12 protein-coding genes and 1 pseudogene are annotated in these 19,746 nt (G+C 64.1%); 2 read left to right on the top strand and 11 right to left on the bottom strand.

From position 1 onward, the window contains the following. Positions 1-61: 61 nt before the first annotated feature. From ACZZZB_RS13135 to ACZZZB_RS13085, 11 genes and pseudogenes are all read right to left on the bottom strand, one after another. A pseudogene (locus tag ACZZZB_RS13135) lies at positions 62-430 on the bottom strand (Swt1 family HEPN domain-containing protein); the annotation flags it as partial. 414 nt (positions 431-844) lie between these two features. Next, positions 845-1,966: a DUF3320 domain-containing protein gene (locus ACZZZB_RS13130; protein WP_463529914.1), complete on the bottom strand. Its 1,122-nt coding sequence runs from the start codon at positions 1,964-1,966 to the stop codon at positions 845-847. Continuing rightward, complete coding sequence (locus ACZZZB_RS13125; RefSeq protein ID WP_463529913.1) at positions 1,963-5,391, bottom strand: SNF2-related protein; 3,429 nt, start codon at positions 5,389-5,391, stop codon at positions 1,963-1,965. Before ACZZZB_RS13125 ends, ACZZZB_RS13130 begins: the two co-directional genes overlap by 4 nt. Continuing rightward, positions 5,388-9,395 (bottom strand): Eco57I restriction-modification methylase domain-containing protein, encoded by a 4,008-nt coding sequence (locus tag ACZZZB_RS13120; RefSeq protein WP_463529912.1) that lies wholly within the window; start codon positions 9,393-9,395, stop codon positions 5,388-5,390. The genes ACZZZB_RS13125 and ACZZZB_RS13120 overlap by 4 nt, the downstream gene beginning before the upstream one ends. Positions 9,396-9,626: 231 nt before the next feature. Then, on the bottom strand, positions 9,627-10,007 hold the full coding sequence (locus tag ACZZZB_RS13115) for a hypothetical protein (protein ID WP_463529911.1): 381 nt from the start codon (positions 10,005-10,007) through the stop codon (positions 9,627-9,629). Between the two features lie 25 nt (positions 10,008-10,032). After that, positions 10,033-11,187, bottom strand: a complete 1,155-nt coding sequence (locus ACZZZB_RS13110) for a Wadjet anti-phage system protein JetD domain-containing protein (protein ID WP_463529910.1) — start codon at positions 11,185-11,187, stop codon at positions 10,033-10,035. Then, positions 11,184-14,552 (bottom strand): ATP-binding protein, encoded by a 3,369-nt coding sequence (locus ACZZZB_RS13105; RefSeq protein ID WP_463529909.1) that lies wholly within the window; start codon positions 14,550-14,552, stop codon positions 11,184-11,186. Before ACZZZB_RS13105 ends, ACZZZB_RS13110 begins: the two co-directional genes overlap by 4 nt. Beyond that, the gene (locus ACZZZB_RS13100; protein WP_463529908.1) at positions 14,545-15,165 is read right to left on the bottom strand and encodes a DUF4194 domain-containing protein; all 621 of its coding nucleotides are present in this window, start codon (positions 15,163-15,165) and stop codon (positions 14,545-14,547) included. Before ACZZZB_RS13100 ends, ACZZZB_RS13105 begins: the two co-directional genes overlap by 8 nt. Then, positions 15,162-16,592, bottom strand: coding sequence for a DUF3375 domain-containing protein (locus ACZZZB_RS13095; protein WP_463529907.1), 1,431 nt, complete (start codon positions 16,590-16,592; stop codon positions 15,162-15,164). The genes ACZZZB_RS13100 and ACZZZB_RS13095 overlap by 4 nt, the downstream gene beginning before the upstream one ends. Positions 16,593-17,157: 565 nt before the next feature. Further along, positions 17,158-17,754, bottom strand: a complete 597-nt coding sequence (locus tag ACZZZB_RS13090; protein WP_463529906.1) for a suppressor of fused domain protein — start codon at positions 17,752-17,754, stop codon at positions 17,158-17,160. Positions 17,755-17,836: 82 nt separating this feature from the next. Continuing rightward, positions 17,837-18,331: a MarR family winged helix-turn-helix transcriptional regulator gene (locus ACZZZB_RS13085; RefSeq protein WP_463529905.1), complete on the bottom strand. Its 495-nt coding sequence runs from the start codon at positions 18,329-18,331 to the stop codon at positions 17,837-17,839. A gap of 164 nt (positions 18,332-18,495) precedes the next feature. Between ACZZZB_RS13085 and ACZZZB_RS13080 the strand changes: the two genes are divergently transcribed. Both ACZZZB_RS13080 and ACZZZB_RS13075 read left to right on the top strand, forming a co-directional pair. Beyond that, positions 18,496-19,302: an MBL fold metallo-hydrolase gene (locus ACZZZB_RS13080; protein WP_463529904.1), complete on the top strand. Its 807-nt coding sequence runs from the start codon at positions 18,496-18,498 to the stop codon at positions 19,300-19,302. Next, positions 19,293-19,715: a nuclear transport factor 2 family protein gene (locus ACZZZB_RS13075; protein WP_463529903.1), complete on the top strand. Its 423-nt coding sequence runs from the start codon at positions 19,293-19,295 to the stop codon at positions 19,713-19,715. The genes ACZZZB_RS13080 and ACZZZB_RS13075 overlap by 10 nt, the downstream gene beginning before the upstream one ends. Positions 19,716-19,746: the final 31 nt, after the last annotated feature.

The following is a 19,746-nucleotide window of genomic DNA, read 5'->3' as shown; positions in this document are numbered from 1 at the left end:
TCAACACCCGCCCCTTCAACTCGCCAACAACCGCAGCCTGCTCCGCAGCCCCAACGCTCGCCAACAACAACTGCATCGAATCCAACGCCCGATACGCCGACTGCTCCGTGAACCCCGCGTTATGGGCCCAGGCATTCCGAACCTCCCGAAGCTCACTCGCGTACCCACGAGCGCTCCGCGACAGCACGCGGTCGAACGGGTACCCCAGCTCCCCGATCCGCTCGGTCATCGCCCTGAGCATCAGCGACACGTCGGTCGCCGAGTACCGCCCGTGCCCGATCCCGGCCGTGCGGTCCTTCTCCTCGATGATCCGAGTCCACTCGACACCGGGCACCGCCTCGGAGAACGCACCCTCGACGATGGGGCGAAGCCCCAACCCAAGCTGCTCCAGCCCTTGGCCGACGGCGGAGTTGAGTTCAGAAGTGTCCACGTGTGGGCCTTTCAGTCGGGGTGATGCGTTTAGGTCGGGCGCGGACCTCGTGCACCCGAAAGCGACGACAGAACTAAGCGGGTAGTGACTACCGCGGCCCTGTCACCGCGATTCAAGAAGTCTGCTGGGCGCGACTGTACGAACCCTAACGAAGGCTGGCGACATGAGGGCCCCCGAGGCTACCCGTCCAATGAGATCTGGTCGTTTCACCCGGCTAGCGACACCTGGCCACTAGCGCTGGGTTTCGCCATCCCTCGTACAGGCAAGCCTCGAGCTCTAGGTGAATCAGCAATAGAGTCGACGCAGAAAGCCTGTTCCACTTCCGCACCATCCGCAGCCCAGGTCCCGCACCGGCAGCCTTTCTCGCCTGGAACGCTTCAGTGGCGTTCCGAGACCGCCCTCATAAAGACCCTTCTAGCCATCCAGCGCACGAGCGAGGTGTCTTTTGAACTGCGCCGTGCGTCTCTTCCGTCCGAAAGTTTGTAGTATCACCGCTTCCAGTTCGTCCTGATTCAGCGACTCATTACGTTCTTGGATAAAGCGAGCTGCATTCCTGATCTCCGCTGGGCTGATCTGCACAAAAGAGCGATCGATATCGCCCCCGCTAGGCCGGAACTCGTCCCATGATTCGAATGCGATTGACTCTGGCCATACGAATTTATCCGCATCCACAGTCAGTCCTGAAGCGACAATCTGTCTCACTATTTGCCCGCGACGCTTGGCATGCAACTTGGTTCTTCCGAATGAAGCCGCCGTCAGCTCAGCCAAGCGATCAAGGTGAATCGGTCCTTCGAACTCGGCAATCTCAATCGCAACAGCTCGAACCTGTTCCTTCGCTGCTTTCTTGGGAAGTTCGTCGAGCGTTGAAGAGTCTGCAACCAGTACGACAGTCCATGGTTCGAACGCGGAGCGCTCCGAGCCAATCCTCGGAGTCTCAGCCGCGTTACTTCGGATCATCATGCTCGGATCAGGGTGCACGTCATCATCAGGTGAACCAGTGCTCCGCTCATCCGGCAACAACGAAGACACACGTAACGGTGGAAGCCCGGCAGTATCAGTCTCCACGGAGGCAGGCGACCTCGGCACCCCAGATTCTCGTGCCACCTCTTCAATCGCGACGAGTCGCAGCACCTCTGCCTCAACAAGGCCATCACGATCCTCGAAGTGCTCAAGCAGACGCACAACGAAATCATGCGTCCTCCAGGCGTCGAGCCCTGTGAGCTCGTGACCGTGAGCCCACCTATTCCGCATGATGCGAAGCTCTCCACCCAAGGTGCTCACGATGCGACTGTGCGGATCGTCGAACGGATACCCGAGACCCCCAAGCCGTTCTGTCAACATGCGCAGTTGAGCTTGTAAATCCAAGGACGAATACTGCTTAGACGGATAGCCCTTGGCCTTATCGAGCTCCCGCAAGATGATGGTCCACTCCAAGCCCTGCAGCGAGGTTGACAGGCGAGCCGGGATGATGAGGTTGAGGCGTCCGGCAAGCAGATCAAGCCCGTCCTGCACAGAGGCTCGAGGTTTAAACGTCACGATTCGTCCTTTCCTTGCACCGCCATCCACGCGATAAGGCGCACATCCTCCAGAGCGATCGGGGGAAGAGGGTCCACCTTCTCGGCGGGCTGCACGCCAAATCCATCGAGAACCTTTACGATCGCGTCAACGACCACGGTCGAACTGCCAGATGTACGCAGGGCAGTTCGCATCGCTCTTCTTGCCTTCGTTGTAGGGACAGTGTTAAGCCTCTTGATCGTCTGAATCTGCGCCAGACCCAAATGCCCACCGTGATTCATAACCAGCTCTCGCGCGTCGCGGAAGGATGCCGGGATCTCGGCGGCGAGGGCGTTCGGGTCGGTAGAGAGCGTCCATTCGTCGTGCGCGTCCTTCTGCGCGAGCGCCCACGCCTCGTAGGCAGCATGGAACGCCTCGTGAGGCAGGGAGCGCGGCTGGTCAGGCTTGCCAGGGTCTGCCGTGACGAGCGAGATCAGGGTGTCGTCGACCACGACTCGGCCGTCTTCATCGGCGATGGGCTGCCAGGCGTCGTTGGCGTTCACATTGCGGAACCAGATGTGACCGGTGTCACCCATCTTCATGCAGAACACAAAGGAGCGGCCGGAGACGGCTGGATTCACGAACCCGCTGCCGACGCCGTAGGGCAGGTCTTCGAGCCGCCCGCGAAGCGCTTGGTCGGCGTCGAGCGCGTTGGCAAGGCGCCGCCGGTACTCCTCCCCCGATCCCGCGGCCGAGCCGCCGCCCTGCTCGATGAGTTCCTCGATCTCGCCAACAATCGCGTCGGGGTCGTAGTGCTCCTGCGGCGGGTGGTGCGAGATGCCGGGGAGTACCTTGCCCGCGCCGATGGCGGCGTCCGCCTGCCTGAGCTTGCGGATCAGGGTCTGCTCCAGCCCGAGGAATTCATCGAGGTGCTCCGCTGGGAAGAATACGTCAAGTTCGATGGACTTGTGCTGGCTACCGATGCGGTCGACGCGGCCGTGGCGCTGCACGATGCGCATCGGATTCCACGGCAGGTCGTAGTTGACGATGTGCGCAGCCTGCTGGAGGTTCACACCCTCGGCGAGCACGTCGGTGGTCAGCAGGACATCGTAGAGGTCCGCCTCGACGGGAGTGCCGTCGTCGCGGAGCTGGCCGGCGGTGCGGGGCGCGAAGTTGGCGACCGCTTTCGCGCGGGTCGGCTGGTCGATTCCGCCGCGCTTGCCCGAAGCGAACTCGCCGATCACCGCGGGTGCGACCCGGCCGCGGTAGGCCGCGAGCGGCGAGCCGTCAGGCAGCGCGTCCAGTGCGTCGATGAGTCGCTCGCGCAGATCGCGGATCGTGTCGGCATAGGTGGAGAAAACGATGACCTTCCGCCGGTCGCCGCTGGGTGCGTTCGTCGCGGCGGGCTTCGCGGCCGCGGCCGCGATCCGCTCCAGCTCGGCGAGCAGCGCCGCGACCTTCGGCTCGCCGTCGTGCGCCGCCGCCTTGGCGAGTTCCTGGAGGTGACGAATCAGCTCAAGGTCGCGCTCGACATCCGATGCAAGTAACTCCGCGTCGTACAGCTCCGCAGGGGTGGCCTGATGCTCGGTGTCCTCGTCGAGTCTCGCGACGATCTCGTCAAGATCTTCCGATTCGGAGTTCACATAGTCGCGTAGCGCGCCGCCGACGAGCACGGTGCCTTTGCCGAGTGCGGAGAGGAACGCCTCGTGCGTCTGGATGAGCACGCCGAGCGTGCCGGCCAGAGCGGTCGGCGAGGATTCGAGGCGCTTCAGCAGCGCGGAGCGCAGCAGCCCCATGTTCGAGACCTCGGTCTTATTCAGGTCCTCGGTCCTCAAATACCTGCTGGGGACGTACCGCACGAGCAGCAGACGGCCTGGGTCGCTGCGGCGCACACTGAACGACGCGACATGCGCCTCGTTGTCCGGGATGTCGAGCGCATACGTCACAGCGTCGACCAGTTGCTCCCCAGGCTCATCGAGCTGGTAGTCGACGCGGCGCACATCGGCGTCCGGGAACTCCACCGGGATCTTCCTGCCGCCAGGCCCGGCGATCGTCTCACCGCGGTAGTTGTCCTTGACGAACTTCCGGGTGCGCCGCACCGCGACCTGATCCATCAGGTCGAACAGGTGCGCGGGCGTCAACGCCTCCGGATCGAGCGCCTGCGCATCGCGGATGTACCTCCGGATCGACGGGATGCCGATGGAGGCGAAGCGCGCGTCGTCACGGATGAAGTACTTGACCAGCGTCTCGAGGTCGATGAGCGAGTTGTTCACCGGAGTCGCGGTCAGCAGCACAACCTTCTTCGGATGCCGCCCGGCAAGGATGATCCGATCCAGTGCCTCCGAGCGCGCAGCCCCTGCGTTCCGCAGGTTGTGCGCCTCGTCCACGATCACCAGCGCGGCATCCTCGGCGCGCTCGTAGAACCCGAGGTGCTCGGGGTGCTCGGGGTCCATCCGGCTGCGGATCTCCTCGTAGGAGTGCACCGATACACGACGGGAGATGTCGTACCGCTCCAGCACCGGGTCCCACACCGATGCCTTGAGCGCCGCGGGAGCCGCGACTAGCACGCGCTGACGCTGCTGCTCGGTAGCCGCAGCTATCACTTCGAGGGCGAGGAACGTCTTACCCAGGCCCACCTCGTCGGCTACGAGCACGCCGCCGATCTCTTCCAGCAGTCGCCGCATCCGCTTCACGCCGTCGGCCTGGAACCGGGTCAGCTCGAAGCGTGTGGGACCGGCCTGCTCGTCATCGAGGTGTTCGCCATAGCGTGCGAGCAGCATGCGAAGGAAGACGCTCCAAGGGGTGTGCTCCGCCCACAGCGGCTCGTACAGCCCAGCGAGGTCGAAAGCCTCGGATTCCGCCCAGCACTCCTCGAACCAGTCGATCACCTGCGGCGTCGACCCGTGCTGCCCGGACGCACCCACGTTTAGCTCGGCGTTGCGAGTGAGCCCGGCGTAGGTCAGGTTCGAGGACCCCGCGAGATACGCGGGATGCGTCGGGTGGTGACTGATAAACGCCTTGCCGTGCAAGAACCCGGCCGTGTAGCGACGGATCTCCACAATCGGCTCGCCGCGTTCGTCTGCGGTCCTCAGCCACGCCACCAGCCGCTTTGCCGACTGTGTAGCCTTCAGCTCGAAACCGAGCGCATCACGCTCCGCCTTCAGCCAGCGCACATGATCCGTCAGGGCGGCATCGAGCCGCTTCTGGAGTATCGCGTCGGCATTCTTCGGCAACAGCGGATCGGGCACGGGGTCAGCGCCGAGGAGGATTCGGATGCGCGGCAGCTTCTCAAGCTCGTCGGCGAGCAGCAGGAACCCCGCCGGATTGATGTAAGCGGTCGCAATCGCGGCGCTCGGCGGCACCGCAAGCGCCTCCCGATTCACCCGGAACAAGCGACGCACCTCCTCGCGCACCGTCATCGGCGGCGTGATCCGGTTCGTCGCAAAGACGGGAAGCTGCTCGGTCATGCGGCGTCCTTCCACTGCTCGTAGTACGCGAGCACACGCTCTAGCCGCGCGGTGTAGTTCCAGCCTCGGTGGAAGGTGGCAAAGACGTGCTCGACCTGCTCTGGCGTCAGCTCGTAGAGGAGGGACACGAGCGCGTCCAGCTCGTCTATGAGGTCGTCCTTCACCGGCGAGGAGTTTGCCGTGCCTACCTCTACGCCAACTTCCGCCGCCCAGACGGCGTAGCGTGGGTCGACAGCCGCGAGGCGCCCGGCCACCTGGACGAGCCGCGCACCGAGCGGCGAAGCCAAGTTCGGGCGCGGGACAGGGCTTGGGGCGAGCAGCTCGAAGGACAGCTTCATCTCAACCCATCGACGCATGTACCAGTCAAACGGCAGGCTCGAGAGAACTCCGAGCAGCGCCGCTTCTTCCCGCGCCCCGCCACGACGCCGGACTATGACCGGAGCCTTCTCCATTGCTGCTGTGCCCGGCGCAAGGAGGCATGCCCTCATCGTCCTTGAATCCGTGGCCCGAGTTATATCGCGGAACGCGATTCGCGCCCTATCCAGGGGCAGCGCTCCATCCGGGAAACGCATCTGGAAGTACGCAGATCTTTTGAGGCGAGCCGACCGTTCCAGCCGCGTCCGCAGGAACCCTCGGAGGACATCCGACTCACCATATGCTTTTGGTGTTCCGTAGTTAGGATCCCACGTATCGAACGAGGCTCCGGTGACAACCGGGATACGTCCATGCGCCTCAGCTACGTCTAGCTCGATGTACTTGGAGTCGCTCGTGGCATTGAGATCTCCCTGCAGGGGGCGGAACTCCCAGTCCTCACGCGCATCATCTAACCGCGGTGCCTTCTTCATCTGAGCAAGAATCTGCGCCGAGAATGGGTCAGGAACCAGCGGGAACGCGGCCGTCGCCGACCAGGACAGGAACTCGTCTGCCGATGCGGACGCGAGCAGATTGGCGCCCGATAGGAATTCAGCCTCGTTCGCAAACGGCCCGCAGAACGCAGCGACATGCTGATCACTTCGCTCGAGCACGGTCAGGCCAACGGTGTACTGCGGGTGGACGCTAGGGAATACCCAACTCTGGTTGTTCAATAGGAAGCAAACGTCCCTGAACGATCCGTCAGCAAGAATGCTCCGCCTCCATTCGGCGAGTCCTGAGCCAGCGAGCGCGCCTCGGGGAAGGACGATGGCCGCTCGACCGTTGTCGCGAATAAGAAGCCAGTTGCGCCAGGCGAAGGCCGAGAAGAGATCAATGTGAGCGGCACCAATCCTAGGGAAGGGTCCCGCTGCGACTGCCCGGTTCATCAACGCTACGGATGCGATGTCACTCTCGTAGGCATCAACTAGGTCGGGCCGCGACTCCTGAAACGACCTGAGAACACGGTTCATTTCGGCCTGCGGCATCGAGCGAAGCCCCGGAATTCTGAGACCCCACCATTGATGCGCCTCGACATGGAGTTTCTCCCACGGCGGGTTCCCAACGAGAACGTCGAATCCCGGCCGCTCGCGGAGGAACACCTCGGGGAACAGGAACGGCATGTGTGCGGGCTGGAGCGGATCGATCGCTTCGCGCACATCACGCATCGCTGCGAGCGCGACGAACTGCTCGGCGTCCCACGCCTCGTCAATCGTCACGCCGAGCCGCTTGGCGACGGCTACATCGAAGATTGCCTTCGCGGGGGCCGCTGCGTCGCGCGCCTTCGCCAGCATCTCCGCACCGGCAGCGACCTCCGACTTGTCAGCCTCGGAAGCATTCGCGTAGTCGATGAGGAGGTCGCGCGCGGCTGTCAGCGGCTCGCGGATGATCTGTTCGAACAGGCCGTCGGCCTTCAGCGCGTCCATCGCTTCGTCGATGGTACCGATGCCCGTGAGGGAGTTGGCGAGGACGAGCCCGTGGTCGAGGCTCGACATCGGCAGGCCGGGCACGAAGGTGTGAATCCAGAGCGCGAGCTGCGACAGCTCGACGGCGAGCGGGTTGACGTCGAGGCCGTAGATGCAACGGCGTGCCACCTGGCGGCGGAGGAGCTGGCCGTCGGTGATCGCCTTTGCGCCCTCCGTGTCCTGTCCGAGCGCCTCACGCGCCTTCTCTGCGAGGCGCGCGAGTTCGGCGCGGACGCCCGGCACCTCGGTGGCAGTAAGGAAGTCGCGCATGCCGCGCTCGATCTTGTCCACGGCGGCGACCAGGAAGTGCGCGGAGCCCATCGCCAGGTCGGCGATGCGGAAGTCGAAGAATGCGTCCGCGGCCTGGTGCTCCTTGCCCTCGTCTACGAGCGCCTTGATCCGGTCGAGGTGGGCCTTCAGCGCAGGCTCCACCGACCGCTCAATCAGGTGATCGACGATGATCTTCGGCGTGTAATAGGAGCCGGTCGCTTTGCGCTCCCCTGATGCCGAGTGAAAGTACGGATGGCCCGCGTGAGCGACGACTTCATCGTCGTCCTTTGCGGGAACGTATGCGCCGTTCCTGTCGACGGTGAGGTCCTGCGGCGCGAGCGAGAGGCTGGACTCCAGCAGGCCCTCGTAAATGGTGCCGAACTCGCGCACTTGGAGGCTGCGGAAGTCGACTGGCCCCCAGGTCTGATCGACGGTCTCCTCGCTGAGGAGTTCCTGGAGCGCGGGGGCGATCACGCTGTCGGTGAGCTTGACCCGCGACAGCAGCGCGCCTTCTTCGGTGGTCGGGTCGAACAGACTGCCGCCGTAGGCGGGCACCTCCCAGCGGGAGTTGCCATGGAAGATAACCTCCCACACCTGCGTGAGGTCCGACCAGATCGCGGCCGACTCGGTGGAGAACTGGTCGGGGCCGGTGCCGATCTCGCGGGCTACGAACGCCTGGAGCGAGTTCGCGTCGTAGTGATCGTTGCGGCCGGCGGGGAGCAGCTCGGTTGCTTCCCCGTATGCCTGGAACAGCAGGCGGAACAGGATGCGCATCGTGAGCCGGTACGCGGTCTGCAGGCCGGGCGCGTTGAGCGCGAGACCGAGCGACGGGAGCTGATCGGCGATGGCCAGCGCGACCCGAGGCACCACGCCTTCGTACACACGGTCGCGCAGGCGCGTGCCGAGATCGGCGGCGTATTTGCCCGACCCTTCAAGTATCTGCTGCGCGGAGCCGTCCGCGACGAGTGCATCGGCGGAGAAGATGAGCGTGAGCAGCGCGGCCTGTTCGGGGGCGAGCAGATCGAGGTCTAGTTCAAAATAGGTCTCGGACTGCCCGCGCTGGCCGACGCCGACGCCATCGCGTCCTGGGTAGAGGCGCAGGGTTGACTTGCGCAGCGCGATGACCCACGGCACGTCCTCGCGGCTAGCGATTTCAAGTGCCTTAGCAACGGGCGTGAGCTGGTACGTAGCAGACTTCTGATCGAAGTGCTCGTCGTCGCGCAGCAGGACCGCGACGGCGCGGCGCGGTCCGCTGGAGGTGCGCAGGACGAGCAACTGCTCCGACCCCGCGTGCTCGGCGTCGAACCCGAGCGCGGTGACCAGCTCGATGCCGCGCTTGGGCAGGATCGGCGTCGCCTTCTTGCTCGCTGACTCCCAGTCCGGGCGGCGAGGGACGTCGCGGTTCAGGTGGTAGGTGGCGAACAGGAAGTGGTTCGAGAAGCCGTCCGTACCCGCCGAGGACATCGCCTCCTGGATGGCGCGAATACGCCCGTGGGCGGCGAGCCCGTTCGTCTCCTCCAGGACGGACTGGAGCTGGCGCTCTGCCTGGCCGCCCGTGATGGGGCCGATGGGCGGAGCGCCGGCAGACGGGTAGTGAATCCACACGCCGTCCGGCGTGACGGCTGCGACGATGAAGCCCATTGGAGCCCGCGTGCCGCGCGACTTCCACAGGTCGTCCAGCACGCCCTTCGTCGGCCGTGTGACCAGGCGAGCTACACCGACCTGGATCGCGCCTGCCCCAGCGTCATCCCTGCCGAGGACGACGATGGCATCTGCCGCGCCCGCTGGAGCATCCGCCCACCCGACCGTGCTCGAACCTACAAGCTGCAATGCCGACACGTTCCTGCTCTCCACGCTCATCCGAGATGCCCCGGAACTACTCGATGGCCGACACCTTCGCCGATTGCCCCATGCTATCTGCGTCTCCCAACGACCAGGAGGTACTGCAGTCGTGTCCGTTGCGTCGTGTTGAGTGAGATCTGCATGCCGCTCAACATCCGACAACGCGTCGACCGACCCCACCGCCTCGACCAACGCCTCCGACCCACGCTCAGCCACCACCGCCGCCTCACCACCGGTCAGCGTCCGCAACTACCGCACATGCCCGACGGCTTGCCCGCCTTCGTCGCGGATCTCGTCGAATGACCGACCCGACCGCGACGGAGTGACCACGAGTGCCGAGATCGCCCTGCTCGAGAGAAAGGGCGTGACATTGCGCCACGGCGCGAGCATCAGCTGGACCCGACGGTTCATGGCAATCTCGTCCCACACGAAACGCAGAGCGACGAACGCCGCGCCCCGCTGACCGTCGACCACCTCGACCGCCAGCTCGAGGCGCTCGGCTGTGACCGTCTCGATACGCGACACCCCCGACGTCATGATCGTGATCGGACCATCCACCAGACGCTTTTCAACCACCATCACCGAACCGCCGATGCGCTCGTCGAACGGCAGCGGCGGAACCCCGAGCACATCGTGGATATGGGCATCCGATGTCTCAAATTTCGAGATGTTCCGACACCCACGCCCAGTCAATGCGTTCCTGCTCCAACCGGATGCTTGCACCGTATCGATCCGAGACCAAGTCGGCATAGAGCGCTTCCTCGTCAGCTCTCAGGAGAGGGAGTCTCGCCGTCGTCGGCTTGGGCTCGCTTCCCCACCGTGCCTCATGCCGGAGGAGTGTTGCCCTGTCCATCAGCACGGACCGCGCTTCGGGGAGATGCGCTCGAACGCGGTTGAGGATGGCGAAGCCGTGCGTGTCGAGATCACCCCAATAGGAAACCGGCACACCCTGGAGCCACTCGAGAGAAGCGGACTCCTCAACATCGAACCCTCGACCCCACAGCACAACCGATCCTTTCGTAAGTGGCACACTCAGATAGCTGATCTCGTTCTCGACGATGAGAGCGCGAGCGGGCATCACCTGAAGCATACGAAGCTCTCCGGCACGCAGGGTGGCCTCGCTCAGGGACGACGGGAAGCCGAACACATCCGGGTCGAATCTCAAACGCACAGTCGACGGAGCCACAGAGAGACCGAGTTGCGCCTCGAACTGCCGCGTCCGGGACGACACCTGCAGCAACGCCGAGAGGGTGCTGCGGTTGCGTTCGATGAATTTTGTGTCCACCCCGCGTGCATCGATCTGGCGGAGGAACTTGCGAGACCCACGTTGCATCGCGAGCCACTGATAGGCAACAAGGATCGTTGCCCAATCGGGCCAGACCCGCAGAGCCTGGACGGGGTGAGCCAGCGCCCAATGGCGGGCCGCCGGCTCAGCCTCCGCACGATCGACCATCTCCCTGAAGTGATCTGCCTCGACTGCAACTCCAAGCGTCGCCCAAACCTGATCGAAGGTCGACAACACAGCCCGTTTCGGGAGGGATGATCGACCAGCCCGAACCCCGCCGATTGAGCCCTCGACGAGGTCGTACGCGCGCCCATCCCGAGAACCCCGCCGCAACTGTTCAGCCCAGGACCGGGCCTCGTCGTAGTACTCTCCCAGGTCGGCCACGGTAGGTCCCCGGAGCGGCACGTCGATCACCGGAGCTGGTGAGCCGAGGACGAACGCTCGGAGGAGCGACCCATCGTCCCAGCGACGCTGCGCAACAGTGCGCACATCGCTCGGGGAAGTCCATTTCCGCGGATCGCTCATACGCCGATGCTCCGCTGCTGTGCGCGGAATTGTTCGATTGTCAGGGTCACCACACGGGAGCCGGCTCCGGTGGGATTGTCGACGAAACCGATGGAGCTGACGTAGGGCTCGATGACGTGCACCTTTTGCAGGGGCGTGACGATCAACAGTTGAAGGCCGAGTTTTGCGAACAGATCGAGCGCGTACTTCGTCGACGCATCTGATCCACGGCCGAAGGCTTCGTCGATCACGGCAAAACGGAAGTCGCGAGACTTGGAGACGCCCCATTCCAATCCGAATTGGTACGCCAACGAGGCCGCAAGAATCGTGTACGCGAGCTTTTCCTTCTGCCCACCCGATTTGCCGTCGGAATCGGTATAGTGCTCGAACTCCTGGCCGCTCGCTCGATCACGCTCACTCGCCGCGAAGGTGTACCAGTTGCGGACATCGGTGACACGACGCACCCAAGCCCGATCACTCTCCGTGTGCCCTTCACGGCCGCGGAACCGCTCAATCAATCGCCGGATTTGTTCAAACCGCTGCTCCTGGAGTGCCTCATCCTCGTCGAGGACATCGGCCGTCGCCTCGCGGAGATCGGCTCTGAACTGACGAATCTCCTGATTGACCGTTAGTTCGTTGACGAGCACGATGATGCGGCCGGGGTTGTAGTCGATCGCGGCCAGCGCCTCATTGATCACCCCCACCCGAGCGCCGATCTCCGTCGACTGTCGGAACAACCACGCGTTGAACTGCGCGAGCTCTCGCAGCGCGTTAACGGTCAGTTGGTGGCGGAACTCCTGCTCGAACCGAGGTAGGTCATCACGGAGTATTCGGTCGTGAGTGCTCCGGAAATCTGCAATCGCACCGACGTTAGCGTCCATCTCAGCGTTCAGCTCGGGCCACTGCTTGAGGAACTCTCCCATCTGCTGCTGGATGCCGCTGGTGAGCCCAGCGATCTCACGTTGAGCGACATCTGCTGCTGCCTCGAGGCCACTACTGAGTGTTTCACGAAGCCTGTCGTAATCCTCGACGGTCTGAATGTCGTCTGCCACAAACCGCAACGCTAGAGATGCGGCGAATCGCTGGGCCGCAGCTCCGGCGTCCAACCCGAGGCGCTCTGCATCCTCGACCTCCCGCTGCAGGCGTGATTCGATTCTCGACAGCACGGTTCGTTGGCTGCCGATACTCTCGCCGACGAGGCCGAGCGCTTCAGCGAGACGCTGATCTTCCTGATCGATCGACGCCAACTGCGTGTCTATCGACGCGAGCTTCGACGAGCCGGAGACAAGCTCCTCTCGCTCGCGCTCAGACTGTTTAACAGCAGTGACGACGCGTTCGACATCTACGTCTTCCCAAGACCCATACTGCGCAAGAGCGACCAGTGAACGGCCGAGCTCCGTGAGCGATCTGCTTTCCGCGTCGATCGCCGCCAACTGCCGCTCGACCCGGTGGAGTGCTGCGTCATGGTCATCGCGTTCACCCTCAAGTGCATGAACCTTCTGCGCGCTGCTGCGTCCAAGCACCCACCGCCGCGGATCGGAGACACTCCGGCGGTCGTCCTTCACGTGACGGTCTCGGTCTCGGACGAGACCCTCACGGGTCGTCGCGCGGTCCTCGCGCTGCAGTTCCTCGACCGACTCGGCGAGAATGTGACTCGCGCGCTGAGCGAGCTCACTCGCGAGGTAGTCCGCAAACATTCCCGGTTCGATCTCGATGATCTCGAAGAGTTGACGACCGGAGCGCTGCGCCGGGACGGTCTTCATGCGGCGCTCCGCGACGCGGAGGTAGACGAGTTTGGCGTTCAGCCGATTGGCGTTGACCCAGCGCGATACCTCACGGTAGTGCTGTTGGGGCACCAATAGGGACAACGCAAATCCGCTGAGGACGCGCTCCGCAGCGCCTCGCCACTCTGCGGCGTCCAGACGGACATCGAGCAGTTCGGCGGCGAACGGGACATCGTCCTCAGTCAGCGCCAAGTCCGCACAGAGCCGTCTCCGCACGCTGTCGATATCGGCTGGCAGGCTGTTCCGACGTGAGCGCAAGCTCTCGATCTCCTCCGCGACCATCGCACGATGCTGGCGCACTTCCGCGCGACGTTCGACAAGCGGTTGCTCGCGGGCTTTCAGGTCTCGACTCGAGACGTCGATCTCCGACTGGCAGCCAATGATCTGCGTGGTCCGGGCAGCGAAGTCATCGAGGGTCTGAATCGGGAGGAGTCCAGCCGCGGCAAGGTGCCCGTCGTAGAGCAGACGTCGCGCCGCAATCTGATCCCGTTGTCGCCGTAGGTTCGGTATCAGGCGGTCGAGCTCCTGCAATCTATCGCCCCCGACGCCAGCACGTTCGAGCATCAGCCGATCCCGTTCAGGAACGAGCGCCGCGCGCTGCTCCGTGAGCAGAAGCTTGTCGCGCTCAAGTGAACCGACGCGTTCTCGTGTCGCAAGCCGCTCGCGCTCGAGCAGCTCGCGTACGCGGCGCCCGACGAATGGCGCGACAGCAGATCTTTCGTCGACAAGATCCTTTCGGCGAAGCACGGCCGCGTTAAACCGGTCTGCGTTCTGCATCAGCGGGCCCAGAACGGCAAGCTGATCTGTCGCCGTGCGCACCGCATCATGCGCGCGCACCAAGTTCTCGAAATGATCGACGATCGCCTGCACACGGTCGTCAGCAGCGACCGGCTCGAGCATGTGGTCGCGCACGAAATCCGTCAGATTACCAACCGACTTCATCGAAACCGTTTGGTGAAACAGTTCCATAGCCTGCTCAGAACGGATCCCGAGCAGTCGGCGCACCCGCCTGTGATAGTCCGGGAACGTATTGTCGATGCTGGCACCAGCCGCGCGAAGGCGGGATCTGAGCGACTTGAGCTCTTGACCAAAATCGCTGAAATGTGGCTCCACCGACAGCGCCCCGGATGACGTGACATAGAAGCGATCGGGTTGACCCGTTCGATCCTTCTGATGGAAGACCTGCGCAATCGTTACAGACTCGCCAAAGTGCTCGTTCACGAAGAGCCCCAGAATCACGGAGTACGACCGATGGTCGCGCAACCCGACCGGCCGTGACGCACCGGTCGCCTCGTTTCGCTCTGACTTGTAGTGGCCCTCGACGTAGCTGCGCAGCGATCGCTCCTTGGCATCCGCACCTGCAGCCTTGTTGTACGCGATCCGATGCGCAGGAAGCAACAACGTCGTAATCGCGTCGACGAGCGTCGATTTTCCACTCCCGATGTCGCCGGTGAGCAGCGACGTATGTCCGTTCGGTGTGATCGACCACACGCGCGAATCGAATGTTCCCCAGTTGTATGCCTCGACGCGATGCAGTCGGTATCCAGTCTTCTGGTGCTCCTCAGTCGGACTGTCCAGCGCCGAAAAGAGGGTGTCAGACATCGTGGGCCTTCACTTCCTGAGAAACATCGGATTTCGCGCTATCGCCTGCGTACTCCTCCAGCTTGGTCGCGAAGTCGGAGAGCGTCTGCGCGTCGACGTAGGCCTTGAGAATGCGACGAACCTCCCAGGAGCCGGCTTGGCCGCGCAGCTCACGGAGAAACCCGAGCTCAGCGGCAAGCATGATCGTGCGGTCGGCCTGATCGACGACGCGGGCATCGTTCGTCGACGTCGCTTGGAAGACGCGCAACATTTCGATGATCTGGTCGCGGTTGAGGACAAGCTTGCCGTCGCCACCTGTGGCCTCGAACTCTGCCAGGCGCTTCCGCAAGAGAACCAAGAGCAGGCTGACGTTGTACGTCAGCGCCCGCCGTCGCACCAGGCGGGGCAAGGCCTCCTCCCCGTCCTCACTCTCACGAGTCCGGAGATACGCATATCCTTCAGCGTCTGCAACCACCACCTCGATGCCGATAGCTCCGAAATGATCTGCGATCGCGGCTCGATGTCGCTGGAGGGCCGCCCAGACCTCCTCGTGCGCCGGGACCTCTTGGTAGACAACCTCGCGCATCAGAACGAGGATCACTGTTGCTCGGGCATGTTCTTCTGCGGTTCTCACGACCGTGTCACCTCTACTCTTGGCATGCGCACTCGTCGCGCCGTTCCAGATGAATCCGCGTAGCCAATCGTCGTCTCCTCGCTTGTCACTCGGATCTCAATGTCGTCTTCGTCGAGTGCGAGGTACCCAAGGATCTCGGCAATGCCCTCCCTGACGGGAAAGAGCATGAGGATGTCCTCGAGGGCAGCTGTGCTGCTGGGTGGTACGACCGAGCGGATACTCGCCACTAACCGTCCGGAATCGACGAAGCGCTGCGAGAACAGCCCGTCCAGCGCGATTTCGCCTGCGGCTGACGGCGAAGGGAGTGTCTCGATGAGTGAGTCCGGCTGCAATTCGTACAGCGGGCGTTCGAACGGCAAGACAATCTGTAACCCCGGCAGCTCAATGTTGAGCCCGAGTGTCTGCCCTGTGGGCAGAGACTCCCTCGTCGCCAAGGCAGCACTCTCGATACTGCGGATCAGATCCATGACACGCCGGTTCTCCAGCCAGGTCCGATCCTCGAGAAACCGACGGAACTGCTCGGAGAGGTTGCGCACGGTCTGTTGCGTGCGTTCAGCGGCGTCAGCCCAGTCGTGATGCACCTTGCGAAGGCGGCGATCTGCGGCGATCTGCGGGATCTCTTGCACGGAGGCCAGCATGCTTTCGAGTTCTTCTTGCCGGTCCTGAGACAGCAGGTAGTCATAGAACGCCTGAAAGCTCCTCCCTTGATCAGATGATGCGATATCAGCTCGATTTGTCACGAGCTCGGCCAGGAGATCGCCTTTCCCTCCGTCCCAGCTCGTAATCTTCTCCCTCGCCGATCTGTCCAGCACGCGGAAGTTCTCCTCCACACCCCGGAAATCTGAGAGGAGCTCACGAGCGGTCGCCGAAAACTGCTGGTAACGCTCGCGAAGCGACCTATCGTCGAGCACGGCAAAGCGACCTTCTCGCGCCGCTGCAAGCTCCTCCTCGATCGCGTCGCGTTTGCGTTCCAGCTCCGCAACGCGTTGCTCAGGGTCCTGCTGGGAACCGTGCACCATCTGTCTCAGAAGATCGACGAGCGTGTGCAGGCGGGACTCGGTTCCGATGAAAGTTCTCTCCTGCAGGCTTTCCACCCAGCGGTAGGCCTTCTCAAGCGCAGGAGTCGCTTCATAGTGAACCTCTTCTGATCCGAGAGGGTAAAACCGACGCAACCATGCGGATTCTGAAGTCGACCAGTTGGCGAGGTACGTGGCAGGTTCTGCTGTGTAGCGATCTGGCTCCCCCCGGTGAATCGCGTAGAGGTAGTCGTCGAGAGCTGACACCACGATGCCTGCCGATGTCGGTCCACGGTTCTCATCGATGAAATAGGTGCCGAAGAAGGAGAGTATGAGCGGTGCGTTCGGAAGTCGAAGCAGCCGCCACGCGGCGCTATGTTCCCAGAGCCGATCAAGGTCTTCAAGCCGCATACGTTCCCCTCGTCGCCAGCCATCGAACATGTGCTCGCCCGGTGTCCCCCACTGGCGCCATCATTCGCTCTCGCCATCGTTCCACACGGGACGAGCGCCGTATGCCGACAACTGATGACTGATGGCCGAAACGTTGTTCGTACGGGAGCAGCCCCAACGTCATAAAACGTTGCAGAGCTGCCATCCGTTTAGCACACGCAAACCAACTCAACCGCGGCCGTAGGAGGCCCAAGACGCCTGCCGCCCACTCCGCCGCAGGGATCGACAGGACACGCTGCGCTAAGTCTGCGAGCCCCCCCCCCCCCCCCCGGCTGCGGCTCGCCATCCTGTTCCTCGGGCTCGGGCTCGGGGTCGATCGCGTCGAGGCAGGCGCCCACATGGAGGTGTCCTCGATCTCCGGTGAGGCGGCGAGGCCTCAACGCGTGAGTTCTTCGGCCAAGGCAGTCAGCGATGCAGTCATGCGCGCCAGATACTGCGATACCTTCTTGCGGCGTGAGTGCGAAGCAGGACGCGATCTACCAAATCGACGACACCTAAGCCTGCACCGTACGAGCGTCAGGGCGCACTACACCAGGCCCTCGCCTCCGACCTCGGCCGACTCCCCGAATGGCGCACTCCGCTCCACATCCAACAACGCATCCAACGACCCCACCTCGGCAACGAGCGCGTCCCACCCACGCTCCCCTGCGACCGCAGCCTCGCGGTCAGTGAGCAGCCGCAGCGTTCGCACGTGCCCGACCACCTGGCCAGCCTCGTTCCGGATCTCGTCGAACGATGCTCCCCAGCGCGACGGCGTCACCAGGAGTGCAGAGATTTCCGTCCCGTTGAGGAACGGGGTCCCGTTGCGCCACGGCGCGAGCACCGGCGGCACCCGGCGGTTCGTCGCGATCTCGTTGATGACGATGCGCAGCGCGACCATCGCGGCACCCTGCTGACCGTCGATGACCTCCACTGCGAGCTCGATCCGCTCGCCGGAGTCGGTCGCGAGCCGTGACACCCCGGAGGTGAGGATCGTCACCGGCCCATTGTCTGGCCGCTTCTCGATCACCATCACCGACCCACCGATGCGGTCCTTGAACACCACCGGGTCCAAGCCGAGGGCGTCGAAGATGTGGAGCGGAAAGGCGTCTTCGCCCGGGACAAGAGGGACATCGCTTCTCATGCGGCGAGCCTAGCCAAACCGGAGCTCGGCGAGCCAGAGGGCAGGCACCGAAACCGACGGGTCGAACACGAGCCGACGCGCCCTACGGCATCACCGGCAGCGCCCCCGAGGCGTGCTTGCTCAACGTCTTCACCGACTCCTCGAAGACCGCGCGGTTCTCAGCCGGCAGCACGGAAAGCATCAGACGCTCGATGTTCCGAGCATGGAGACCAGCGGCCTCGACGACCGCCCGCTCGCCCTCCGCCGTCAGCTCGATGAGTTGCACCCGGCCGTCCTCGGCAGAGGCCCGGCGACTCACCAGCCCCTGCTCGACGGCGCGATGCACGAGCCGCGTCGCCCCACCGGACGTGACGACCTTCGCCTGCGCGATGTCCCGCACCGACAGCCCGCCGACTCCGGCCCGACCGACGATCAGCAACAGCTCGAACAGCGAATGGCTGAGGCCGGTCTGCTCCTCGAGCTCCTTGCTCAGCAGGTACTCGAGCCCGTTCGCCGCGCCCAACAGACGACCGAACACCAGGATTCGCGCATCACTCGCGGCGTCCTTCGCCGAAGCGAACTCGTTCTCAGTCGTCACGTCTCCACAGTAGACGCCGGGGACAGGCCGCCGATCGGTCGGGAGATCTTCGTGCAAGGATCGGGAATAGCTGACGAGTCAGCTTTTGTTATGCCTTCATGTACGCCGCACCGCGGCATCGACTCGGGCGCACCGAGCCTCGTCCAACCGAAGGATCCACCACCATGACGCTCAATTTCGACGTCTTCGACCTCGACTTCCCCGCCGGTTCGAAGAACAAGTCCGCCGTCCTCGTGACCGGCGAAACCGAGGCGCTCCTCGTCGACGCCGGCTTCACCCGTGCCGACGGCCACCGGCTCGTCGCGGCCATCCTCGACTCCGGTAAGACGCTCACCACCGTGTTCGTCAGCCACGCCGACCCCGACTTCTATTTCGGCCTCGAGGTCGTCGCAGACGCCTTCCCCGACGCAGCGCTCGTCGCCACCCCCATCGTCATCGAGCACATCAACGCGTCGTTCGACGGCAAGCTGACCGCCTGGGCCTCCCTCGGCGCGAACCTGCCCACCCGCCTCGTCCCCCTCACTCCGCTCAGCGGCGACGCACTCGTCGTCGACGGCCAGCGCCTCGAGCTCAAGGGCGCCTCAGCCGCCCTCCCGGACCGCCAGTACCTCTGGAACGCGGAGCACCGCGCCATCCTCGGTGGCGTCCTGCTCTTCCAGCAGGAGCACGTGTGGACCGCAGACACGGCGACGCCGGAACTCCGCGCAGCGTGGATCGAGCTCCTCGACGGGATGCAGGCCCTCGACCCGCAGCTCGTGATCGCCGGCCACCGCCTCCCCGACACCGCGAACGACGCGACCGCCATCGACTACACGCGCTCGTACCTGCAGGCGTTCGAGACGATCGTCGCAGCGTCCGCCGATGGTGCTGCCGCGACGCAGGCGCTCGTCGAGCAGTACCCGTCCTCGGGCATGCTCATCGCCGCCCAGATCGGACCGAAGGTCGCGAAGGGTGAGATGACATGGGGCTGAACGAGACCACCACGACCGAACCGTCCTCGGCACCTCGGGACGTCGTGCGGAGGCAGTACCTCGCCTCCGCCGCCGGCGACCTCGACGCACTGCGCGCTACCCTCGCTCCCGATGTCGAGTGGACCGAGATGGCCGGCTTCCCGCTCGCCGGCACGTACCGGACGCCGGAGGGCGTCACCAGCAACGTGATGGAACGACTCGGTGCGGACTGGGCCGACTGGGCCGCGCACGACGACACCTACGTGGTCGACGGCGAGAACGTCGTGGTGCTCGCGCGGTACACGGCGACGCACCGCGGCACGGGCAAGCACCTGAACGCCCGGGTGGCCCACCACTTCGTCGTCCGCGCCGGGCTCATCGTGCGCTTCGAACAGTTCGTCGACACGGCACTCGTCCGCGACGCGAGCCGGTAGCAACCAGCGCTGGCAAACGAAGGGGCGGGGC

This window comes from Plantibacter sp. AC185 (assembly GCF_979258065.1).
This window is presented reverse-complemented; position numbering and strand designations above follow the sequence as displayed.

What these genes read in the sequence shown, in the direction of transcription:
- ACZZZB_RS13125 (WP_463529913.1), bottom strand. Translation starts at nt 5,391, where the DNA reads ATGACCGAGCAGCTTCCCGTCTTTGCGACGAACCGGATCACGCCGCCG.
- ACZZZB_RS13120 (WP_463529912.1), bottom strand. Translation starts at nt 9,395, where the DNA reads ATGAGCGTGGAGAGCAGGAACGTGTCGGCATTGCAGCTTGTAGGTTCG.
- ACZZZB_RS13110 (WP_463529910.1), bottom strand. Translation starts at nt 11,187, where the DNA reads ATGAGCGATCCGCGGAAATGGACTTCCCCGAGCGATGTGCGCACTGTT.
- ACZZZB_RS13105 (WP_463529909.1), bottom strand. Translation starts at nt 14,552, where the DNA reads ATGTCTGACACCCTCTTTTCGGCGCTGGACAGTCCGACTGAGGAGCAC.
- ACZZZB_RS13095 (WP_463529907.1), bottom strand. Translation starts at nt 16,592, where the DNA reads ATGCGGCTTGAAGACCTTGATCGGCTCTGGGAACATAGCGCCGCGTGG.
- ACZZZB_RS13090 (WP_463529906.1), bottom strand. Translation starts at nt 17,754, where the DNA reads ATGAGAAGCGATGTCCCTCTTGTCCCGGGCGAAGACGCCTTTCCGCTC.
- ACZZZB_RS13080 (WP_463529904.1), top strand. Translation starts at nt 18,496, where the DNA reads ATGACGCTCAATTTCGACGTCTTCGACCTCGACTTCCCCGCCGGTTCG.
- ACZZZB_RS13075 (WP_463529903.1), top strand. Translation starts at nt 19,293, where the DNA reads ATGGGGCTGAACGAGACCACCACGACCGAACCGTCCTCGGCACCTCGG.